10 protein-coding genes and 1 pseudogene are annotated in these 9876 nt (G+C 64.3%); 8 read left to right on the plus strand and 3 right to left on the minus strand.

Annotated elements, in window-relative coordinates; all coding sequences use genetic code 11:
- A partial coding sequence (locus RMO81_RS10310; RefSeq protein ID WP_310475770.1) for an SDR family oxidoreductase occupies positions 1-674 on the minus strand: 674 nt, incomplete at its 3' end.
- Positions 675-812: 138 nt separating this feature from the next.
- On the opposite strand from RMO81_RS10310, the gene def reads away from it, so the two are divergent.
- Positions 813-1370: a peptide deformylase gene (gene def / locus RMO81_RS10315; protein ID WP_310475771.1), complete on the plus strand. Its 558-nt coding sequence runs from the start codon at positions 813-815 to the stop codon at positions 1368-1370.
- A 57-nt stretch (positions 1371-1427) separates the two neighbouring features.
- Here def and RMO81_RS10320 read toward each other — a convergent pair whose 3' ends face one another.
- Both RMO81_RS10320 and purF read right to left on the minus strand, forming a co-directional pair.
- Positions 1428-2099, minus strand: coding sequence for an SDR family NAD(P)-dependent oxidoreductase (locus RMO81_RS10320; protein WP_310475772.1), 672 nt, complete (start codon positions 2097-2099; stop codon positions 1428-1430).
- Positions 2100-2130: 31 nt separating this feature from the next.
- A complete protein-coding gene (gene purF / locus RMO81_RS10325) occupies positions 2131-3588 on the minus strand; it encodes an amidophosphoribosyltransferase (RefSeq protein ID WP_409049607.1) in 1458 nt (485 codons plus the stop codon).
- A gap of 109 nt (positions 3589-3697) precedes the next feature.
- Here purF and hisI point away from each other — a divergent pair, with 109 nt between their 5' ends.
- From hisI to RMO81_RS10360, 7 genes and pseudogenes are all read left to right on the plus strand, one after another.
- Positions 3698-4069, plus strand: a complete 372-nt coding sequence (gene hisI / locus RMO81_RS10330; protein ID WP_310475774.1) for a phosphoribosyl-AMP cyclohydrolase — start codon at positions 3698-3700, stop codon at positions 4067-4069.
- On the plus strand, positions 4066-5271 hold the full coding sequence (locus RMO81_RS10335) for a cytochrome P450 (RefSeq protein ID WP_310475775.1): 1206 nt from the start codon (positions 4066-4068) through the stop codon (positions 5269-5271). The genes hisI and RMO81_RS10335 overlap by 4 nt, the downstream gene beginning before the upstream one ends.
- Positions 5272-5459: 188 nt before the next feature.
- A complete protein-coding gene (locus RMO81_RS10340; protein WP_310475776.1) occupies positions 5460-5966 on the plus strand; it encodes a nucleoside-diphosphate sugar epimerase in 507 nt (168 codons plus the stop codon).
- 277 nt (positions 5967-6243) lie between these two features.
- Positions 6244-6771 carry a GNAT family N-acetyltransferase gene (locus tag RMO81_RS10345; RefSeq protein ID WP_310475777.1) on the plus strand — a complete coding sequence of 176 codons (528 nt, stop codon included), beginning with the start codon at positions 6244-6246 and terminating at the stop codon, positions 6769-6771.
- Between the two features lie 111 nt (positions 6772-6882).
- Entirely contained in the window at positions 6883-7347 is a 465-nt protein-coding gene (locus RMO81_RS10350; protein ID WP_310475778.1) for a MerR family DNA-binding transcriptional regulator, read from the plus strand.
- 3 nt (positions 7348-7350) lie between these two features.
- Positions 7351-9141 carry an acyl-CoA dehydrogenase C-terminal domain-containing protein gene (locus RMO81_RS10355; protein ID WP_310475779.1) on the plus strand — a complete coding sequence of 597 codons (1791 nt, stop codon included), beginning with the start codon at positions 7351-7353 and terminating at the stop codon, positions 9139-9141.
- 11 nt (positions 9142-9152) lie between these two features.
- A pseudogene (locus RMO81_RS10360) lies at positions 9153-9876 on the plus strand (acetyl-CoA C-acyltransferase); the annotation flags it as partial.

Raw genomic sequence — 9876 nt, forward strand, 5'->3', positions numbered from 1 at the left:
GGTTCACCCACGGCGCCCAGCGGAATCTGGCGGCCCAGCTTGGCCAGGCCCTCTTCGCGGCCCATGCGGCTGGTGATGCCATCCAGGATCGGCGTGTCGATGAACACCGGGTGGATGCTGTTGCAGGTGATGCGATACTGCTGCTTGGCGCAGTGCAGCGCCACGCTTTTGGTGAGGTGGCGCACGGCGGCCTTGGCGCTGTTGTAGGCGGCGCTGTTGTGGGCGGCGATCACGCCGGCGATGCTGGAAAGATTGATGATGCTGCCGCGCACATTGGTGTCGCGCACGGTGCGCGCCATGGTTGGCAGGCTCAGCTTGCAGCCCAGGAACACGCTGTCCAGATCAATGCTGTGCACGCGTTTCCAGGTGTCGAAATCGGTGGCCTCCACGGTGGAGCCCGCCGCGATGCCGGCATTGTTGACCAGCACATGGAAGCCGCCGAACGAACTTTCTGCAAAGGCCACGGCTGCCGCCCAGTCATCGGGGCTGGTGACATCGTGGCGGCAGGCAACAGCGGCATCACCGATGCTGGCCGCCACGGCTTTCACGCCGGCTTCGTTGATGTCGGTCAGCACCACGCGGGCGCCTTCTTCGACCATGCGGCGGGCCATGGCCTCGCCCAGGCCCTGCGCTGCGCCGGTGATCAGTGCCACCTTGCCTGCCAGTCGGTTCATGTCGTTTCTCCCCGGTTGTTCGTGATGCCGCCCACCTTGCCCGCGCTGGCGGCGGCTGGAAAGCTCATACTCGTGCGGTGCCGGCAGCCCCAAAGTCTGGCACTTGACGCTGGCCGCTGCCCACCATACCTGCCGGCCATGGCCATTCTTCCCATCATCGAAACACCCGACGCACGGCTGAAGCAGATCAGCACGCCCGTCGAAACCGTCACCGACACGCACCGCACGCTGATCGCCGACATGTTGGAAACCATGTACGATGCGCCCGGCATCGGCCTTGCCGCCATCCAGGTGGGCGTGGCGGAACGTATTCTCGTCATCGATTTGCAGCGCGAAGCAGATGATACGCCCGAAGACGCCGATCCGGATGACATCGTGCGCGTGAAGGAACCGCGCGTGTTCATCAACCCGGAGATCGTGTGGGCGTCTGACGAATTGTCGGTTTATCAGGAAGGCTGCCTGTCGGTGCCGGAGATGTATGCCGATGTGCAGCGCCCGGCCGAAATCCAGGTCAAATGGCTCGACGCGCAGGGCAAGGCCCACGACGAAAAGCTGGACGGCCTGCTCGCCACCTGCCTGCAGCACGAGATGGACCATCTGAACGGCGTGCTGTTCATTGATCACCTGAGCAAGCTCAAGCGCGACATGCTGCTGAAGAAGCTGGAAAAATTCCGCAGGACCGGTCGCGGGGCGTAACCCCTCACCCCGCTCGGCTGCACCGAGTCGACCCTCTCCCGCAAGGGGAGAGGGGGATCAGCCCAGCCGGTCCAGAATCAGCCGCGCTGCGTCTTCCGGTGGTTTCAGCCGCGCCGGGTCTTCGCCCGGATAGGCGCGGGCGCGCATCACCGTGCGGGTGGCGCCGGGATCAACGATATGGACGCGGATGGGGGAGACGTTCTTCACCTCTTCGCCATAGGTGCTGACCAGATTCTCCAGCGCCGCCTTGGTCGCGGCATAGCCGCCCCAATAGGCCCGCGGCGTGCTGGCCACCGACGAGGTGACGGCCACCACATGGCCAGCCGCCGACTGGCGCAGCCACGGATCAAGCGCCCGGATCAACCGCATGTTGGCGGTGAGATTGAGCGCGATCAGCTTATCCCATTCCTTCAGATCAAGATGCGGCACCGGGGCCAACGTGCCCAGCTGCGCTGCATTCAGGATCAGCGCATCCAGCCGCCCCCAACGCCCGCCAATGGCGCTGCCCAACCGGTCGATGGCGTCACCATCGGCCAGATCGAATGGCGCGATGGTGGCGGTGCCGCCGGCCTTGTGGATGCGATCGTCCACTTCGGCCAGGCCGGCTTCGGTGCGGCCGGTGATGATCACATGCCAGCCTTCGCGGGCCAGCATTTCGGCAGTGGCCGCGCCAATGCCGCGGCTGGCGCCCGTCACCAGGGCGAGTTTCTTGGCGGTAATATCGGTCATGCGGCGGCCTTAGGCGGCAGGGGCAGGCAGGTCAAATCACCCGTTCGGCCAGCAGGCTGAGCTGGTCCGGCACTTCCACTTCTTCCTGATCGGTCAGGCGGGTGGGATAATCGCCGGTGAAGCACGCATCGCAATATTGCGGCGCATGTTCATCACGGGTCGGCTCTCCGACAGCGCGATAGAGGCCGTCGATGGAGAGGAACGACAGGCTGTCGACCTTGATGTAATCGCGCATCCGTTCGACATCCATTTGTGCGGCCAGCAGCTTCGATCGTTCCGGTGTGTCGACGCCATAGAAGCAGCTGTGCCGCGTGGGCGGGCTGGCGATGCGCATGTGCACTTCTTCGGCGCCGGCCTCGCGCAGCATCTGCACGATCTTCACGCTGGTGGTGCCGCGCACGATCGAATCGTCGATCAGCACGATGCGCTTGCCGGCGATCAGCGCGCGGTTGGCATTGTGCTTCAGCTTGACGCCCAGATTGCGGATCTGGTCGCCCGGCTGAATGAACGTCCGGCCGATATAGTGGCTGCGGATGATGCCGAGTTCGAACGGGATGCCGCTTTCCTGGGCATAACCGATGGCGCCGGGCACGCCGCTATCGGGCACCGGCACCACCATGTCGGCGTCCACCGGGTTTTCGCGGGCCAGTTCGGCGCCGATGCGCTTGCGCACCTCATACACGCTGCTGCCGTCCATCATCGAATCGGGGCGGCTGAAATAGACATGTTCAAAAATGCACGGACGCGCACGCACCGGCGCAAACGGCCGGATCGAGCGCAGGCCGCGCCCGGTGATGATGATCAGCTCGCCGGGTTCCACGGAACGCAGGAACGTCGCCCCCACGATGTCGAGCCCGACGGTTTCCGAAGCCAGCACATAGGAATCGCCCATGCGGCCCAGTACCAGTGGCCGGATGCCGAGCGGATCGCGGCAGGCCAGCATGCCTTCGGCGGTAAGGCAGATCAGGCTGTAGGCGCCTTCCACCCGCTTCAACGCGTCGATGAAGCGATCGAGCAGGGTGCGATAGCTGCTGGTGGCAACCAGGTGTATGATCACCTCGGTATCGCTGGTCGATTGGAAGATCGAACCGCGCCGCACCAGTTCGCGGCGCAGGGTGGTGGCGTTGGAAATATTGCCGTTGTGCGCCACCGAAAAGCCGCCCGAGGCCAGTTCGGCAAACAGCGGCTGCACGTTGCGCAGCGCGGTTTCGCCGGTGGTGGAATAACGGTTGTGGCCGATGGCGATCTCGCCCTTCAGCTTGTTGATTATGGAATCATTGTCGAAATTGCCCGCCACATGCCCCATGGCGCGGTGGGTGTGGAATTCCTTGCCATCAAAGGTGGTGATGCCGGCGGCTTCCTGGCCGCGATGCTGCAACGCGTGCAGGCCCAGCGCGACCACGGCAGCGGCGCCTTCGGCACCGTAAACGCCGAACACGCCACACTCTTCGTGGAGGTGATCATCCTCCCACGGATCAGTTGTCAGAATTTGGTCCATGGACGGCGGGCCTTTGTCATCCGGCAGATGGTGGGCATATAGGGAAGGGTCGGGGCTTTGTCTGCCCCCACATGCGGCTTTGTTGTTATGAAAGTGTCACATGAGCCAATCGGTCGACGAGACGTTGGAGTTTCAGCCCAAATGGGGTGCCGATGGCCTGCTCACCGCCGTGGCCGTGGATGTGGCCAGCGGCGCGGTGCTGATGGTGGCGCACATGAATGCCGATGCGCTTGCTGCGACAATCGCGACCGACGAAGCGCATTATTGGAGCCGATCTCGCCGCGAATTATGGCATAAGGGTGCCACAAGCGGCGCGATCCAGCGAATCGTCGAAATCAGAGTCGACTGCGATCAGGATTGCCTGCTGCTGCTGGTCGAACCGGCGGGCCCAGCCTGCCACACCGGCCGGCGCAATTGCTTCTATCGCCGGCTCGATGGGGGCCGGTTGGTGATGATCGGAGACGGCGAATGAGCATTCCCACCGGCCTGGAAGTCACCATCTTCGATGAAGTGTTCCGCAATCGCCCGCACGAGCGCTTTGACGCGCTGCGCGCCGCCGATCCGGTGCATGATGACAAGGTTCTGGGCCGCGTGCTGCTCACCCGCGCCGCCGATGTGGCGGCTGTATTGAAGGACCGCACCTTGTCGGTCGATCAGACCAATGCGGCGCCCGATACCATCGTGCAGCGGCTGGCGACCCTGCAGGACCGCGAAGCGCCGCGTTCCATGCTGGTGCTCGATGATCCCGAACATGGCCGCCTGCGCCGGCTGGTCACCCACGCCTTCACCGCCCGCGCCATCGAAGCGGTCAAGCCGCGCGTCGCCGAAGTTGCCGATGAACTGCTCGACGCCGTCGAAGGCCAGGCGCGGTTCGATCTGATCGAGGATTTCGCCTCGCCGCTGCCGATCATCGTGATTGCTGAAATGCTGGGTGTCGGCGCGGCCGACCGGCCGGATTTCCGGCGCTGGTCGAAGGGGCTGGCCAACGTATTTTCGCCGATCCGCACGCCGGAACTGCTGGCCGGCTTGAAACAGAATGCCGATGAACTTTCCGCCTATTTCGAACGCGCTGTTGCCGATCGCCGGGCCAACCCCACGGGTGATCTGATCAGCGCCATGGTCGCGGTCAATGACAATGGCGACCGGCTGACGACCCAGGAAATCGTCACCATGTGCAACCTGCTGCTGCTGGCCGGCAATCTGACGACGACCGACCTGATCGGCAATTGCGTGCTCGCGCTGCTGCGCAATCCTGAGCAACGGGCCAAGGTGCAGGCCGATCCGGCCCGCCTGGCCGACGCCATCGAGGAAACGCTGCGGCTCGATCCGCCAGTGGTCCAATCCTTGCGCATTCCACTGGAACCGCGCGAGATCGGCGGCTGCCCGGTGCGTGCCGGCGAAGCGGTAACCACCTATCTGATGGCCGCCGGCCAGGATCCGGCCCTGCACGCCGATCCGCTTCGCTTTGACATCGACCGGGCCGACAAGACGCATTTCGCCTTTGGTGGCGGCGTGCATTTCTGCCTCGGCGCACCGCTGGCGCGCGCCGAAGCCAGCATCGCACTCACCCGCCTGTTCGCGCGGCTGCCCGATCTGGCGCTCACCGGCGATCCCATCGAGCGCAACATTTCCGCCGCGTTCAACGGTGTGCAGCAGCTCTGGGTTCGTCCTTGAGGATATTGCTGGCTGGCGCGTCCGGGCTGGTCGGCGGGCTCGTCCTAAAAAGCGCTCGTCGCCCCGCACTTGATGCGGGGCCCCGCTTTCCTTCCGCCGCAGAAGAAGCGGGGCCCCGGGTCAAGCCCGGGGCGACGAATGAACTGGAAATCATTCCCATCACTCGCCGCCCCCTCGGCCGCGCGGGCGTGGTCGCCGATTTCGATGATCTGCCGCCGCTGCCCGAAGCGCAAATCGCCGTCTGCGCGCTCGGCACGACGCGGGCCAAGGCCGGCAGCGATGCCGCCTTCCGCGCCGTGGACCGTGATGCCGTGCTGGCGTTCGCCCGCGCCGCGCAAAAGGCCGGCGTGACGCACTTCATCCTGGTCAGCAGCGTCGGCGCCAACCCGAATTCCAGCCTGCTCTACCCGCGCACGAAGGGCGAAGTTGAGGTGGCGCTGGCCGCCATGGGCTTTGCCCGGCTTGACATCCTGCAGCCCGGTCTCCTCATTGGCCCCAGTGGCTATCGGCGCGCCGAACGGCGGCCGGTCGAACGCTTCCTGCAATGGGCCGCGCCCGTGATGGACCTTGCCGTTCCGCGCGACCTCGGCAGTCTGCCGGCAGAGACAGTGGCACACGCCATCGTGGCACTGACCAAGCACAGCAAACCCGGCGTCTTCCGCCACACCAACCGCGCCATCGCCGCGTTTGCCTAGTCGGTTCTCGACCCAATGCGGGGCCTAAACAAACATCTTTCAAGATGATCCGACGCATGGGCTGTTGGTGAGACGTCGGATCCAGCGAGGCCCAAGGCACGGCATGAACGACAAATAACGCATGCTGATCGATTGGAGTTGATCAGCAACGCCGTGTCGACAAATTGCATATCATTGCGGCCTTGCCTTTCTGGCAGATGGGAATTTTCCGGCGATTTGGGCGGCCAATCTGCAAAGTTGGTTGCAGCACCCTGAACAATGGCCATAGCGTGCTGCCATGATGATCATCGAAACCTCCCGTTTGGTCATGCGGCCGCCGATCGAGGCCGATTTTGCGGCTTGGGCGACGTTCGACGCCGATGACGACGCGACCCGGTTTTTCGGCGGACCCAAGAACCGTGCGGCGGCGTGGGACATGTTTGCGACGGTCGCTGGCATGTGGGCGCTGCGTGGCTGCGGGCTGTTCAGCGTTTTCGAAAAGCAATCCAACATATGGGTCGGGCGTGTTGGACCATGGAAACCTGAAGGGGCGACCGCTGAAATCGGCTGGGCCATTTTGCCGGCCTATTGGGGGCGCGGGTTTGCGACCGAAGCGGCCGAGGGCGCCATAAAATGGACCGTTGAGAATTTGCAATGGCCGGAAATCTGCCACTGCATCGATGCGGGAAACGTCGCTTCCATCGCGGTGGCACAGCGGCTTGGCGGCAAGTGGCTGCGATCGGAAGCCGATGGCAGCGGCAAGACAGTGCAGGTCTATGGCCAGACCGCGCAGCAATGGGCGCAGCGGCCAGCACGCCAAACATAGCCATATCGAGCGGTTGGGACGGGCGAACGGGCAGTATGGCAAGGCAGGTGAAGCCGTCTCCACGCGGCTCACAACTTGACCTTAACGTAAACGTAAACTACCCCTCTTCCCATGAGCAATCCGGCTGAGGCGCCCCGCACTGATGAGTCGGCAGCAGCCCTGCTGCATGCGTTTGCCACGGCACCGGCGCCGCCCGCCGTCGGAGATGCCCAGCATTTTTCCATCACCGAACTGGCGCTGGCCTTCAACATCACGCCGCGCGCCATCCGGTTTTATGAAGATCAGGGCCTGATCACGCCGGAGCGGCAGGGGCAGAACCGCATCTACAGCCGGCGCGATCGTGCCCGGCTGGCGTGGATCCTGCGGGCCAAGAATGTTGGCTTTTCGCTCGCCGAAATTCGCGAGATGATCGATCTTTATGATGTTGGCGATCACCGGCTGACGCAAAAGCGCGTGACGCTGGCCAAGTGCCGCGCTCGCGTCGCCCTGCTGGAAGAACAGCGCGCCGATATCGACGCCACCATCTCCGAGTTGCAACAATTTTGCGACATCGTCGAACAGTCACTGAAAGCCTGACCCATGCCCAGCTATCGCGCCCCGGTGAAAGACACGCTGTTTGTGCTGGATGCCGTCGCCGGCCTCTACCACCATGGCAATGTGCCGGGCTTTGAAAGCATCTCGCCCGATCTGGTCGAAGCCGTGCTGAATGAAGGCGGCAAATTCTGCGGCGAAGTGCTGGCGCCGCTCAATCTGCCGGGTGACCGCCAGGGCTGCACGAGGCATCCCGATGGCAGCGTGACGGCGCCGGATGGCTTCCGCGATGCCTACAAGCAGTTTTGCGATGGCGGCTGGGGCGGGTTGATTGCCGATGAACATCACGGCGGCCAGGGCCTGCCCTATACCATCGGCGCGGTGCTGCAGGAATTCATCGCGGCGTCCAACATGGCGTTCGGCATGTATCCCGGCCTGTCCGAAGGCGCGCAGGCATCGATCGAAGTGGTCGGCTCGCCTGAACAACAGGCCAAGTGGCTGCCCAACATGGTGCAGGGCCGCTGGACCGGCACGATGAACCTGACCGAACCGCATTGCGGCACCGATCTGGGCCTGATCCGCACCCGCGCTGAACCCAATGCCGATGGCAATTACGCGATCACCGGCACCAAGATCTTCATTTCGGCCGGTGAGCATGACCTGTCCGAAAACATCATCCACCTCGTGCTGGCCAAGACGCCGGGCGCGCCAGACAGCGTGAAGGGCATCAGCCTGTTCATCGTGCCCAAATTCATCGTGAATGACGATGGTTCGCTGGGCGCGCGCAACGCCGTCACTTGCGGTTCCATCGAACACAAGATGGGCATCCATGCCAACGCCACCTGCGTGATGAACTATGATGGCGCGACCGGATACATGCTGGGCGAGGAGAACAAGGGCCTCGCCGCGATGTTCATCATGATGAACGCCGCGCGGCTGGGGGTGGGCATCCAGGGCCTGGCGCAGGCCGATGCCGCCTATCAGAACGCTGTGGAATACGCCAAGGGCCGCCTGCAGGGCCGCAGCCTGACGGGGGCGAAGAACCCCGGCGGCAATGCTGATCCGATCATCGTCCACCCCGATGTGCGCCGCATGTTGATGGATGCGCGCAGCTATACCGAGGGTATGCGGGCGCTGGTGCTGTGGGGCGCCATCCGCGTTGATCTGGCGCGCAAGGCACCCGATGCCGCCGAGCGCGAGATGGCCGACGATCTGATCAGCCTGCTCACCCCGGTGATCAAGGGCTATGGCACCGATCGCGGTTACGAAGTCGCCACCAACTGCCAGCAGGTGCTGGGCGGCCACGGTTATATCGCTGAATGGGGCATGGATCAGTTCGTGCGCGATGCGCGGATTGCGATGATTTACGAAGGCACCAACGGCATCCAGGCGCTCGATCTGGTCGGCCGCAAGCTGGGTTCGAAGGGCGGCCGCGGCACGCAGGCGTGGCTGGGGCTGGTGGCTGGCGACATCGCGGCGGCAACGGACGAGCGGCTGGCCTTCATCGCTGGGCCGCTGGCCCGCGCGCTGAGTGACGTGCAGGCCGGTGTGATGTGGCTGCTGCAGAACGGCATGGCTAATCCCGATAATGCCGGCGCAGGGGCGACCGCCTTCATGCGGATGATGGGCCACGTTGCGCTGGGCCATATGTGGCTGAAGATGGCGATGGCGTCGCAGGCCGCGCTTGATGCCGGCACCGCCGATCCCGATTTCCACAACGCCAAACTCACCACCGCGCGCTTTTTCGCCGCCCGCGTGCTGCCGGAAACCGTGAGCCTGAAAGCCCAATTGGAAGCCGGCGCCGATACCGTGATGGCGCTGCCGGCCGAGATGTTCTGAGAGGACCGACCATGACCGAAGCCTATATCTACGACGCCGTTCGCACCCCGCGCGGCAAGGGCCGCAAAGACGGCAAGCTGCACGAGATCACCCCGATCCAGCTGGCGACGCAGGTGCTTGCCGCCGTGCGCGACCGCACCGGCATCAACACCGCCGATGTGGACGATGTGGTGCTGGGCTGCGTTTCCCCGGTGGGTGAACAGGGCAGCGACATCGCGCGCATCGCCGTGCTGAACGCCGATTATGCCGAAACCACCGCCGGCGTGCAGATCAACCGCTTCTGCGCGTCTGGCCTGGAAGCCACCAATATGGCGGCCGCCAAGGTGATGACCGGCGAAGCCATGTTTGCCATTGGCGGCGGCGTGGAATCCATGTCCCGCGTGCCGATGGGCAGCGATGGCGCCGCCTGGGCCACCGATCCGGCCGTGGCCTTCAAGACCTATTTCGCCCCGCAGGGCATCGGCGCTGATCTGATCGCCACCAAATATGGCTTCAGTCGCCATGATGTGGACGCCTACGCCATGGAATCGCAGCGCCGCGCCGCGCAGGCGTGGAGCGAAGGCCGCTTCTCGCGGTCCATCGTGCCGGTGCGGGACGTGATCGGCGAAATCGTGCTGGCCCATGATGAACATATGCGCCCGCAAACCGATATGCAGTCGCTGGGCGGCCTCGCGCCGGCGTTTCAGGCCATGGGCGAACAGCTGCCCGGCTTCGATGCGATTGCGCTGATGCGCT

It is taken from the genome of Sandarakinorhabdus sp. (genome assembly GCF_031422795.1).
GTDB lineage: Bacteria > Pseudomonadota > Alphaproteobacteria > Sphingomonadales > Sphingomonadaceae > Sandarakinorhabdus.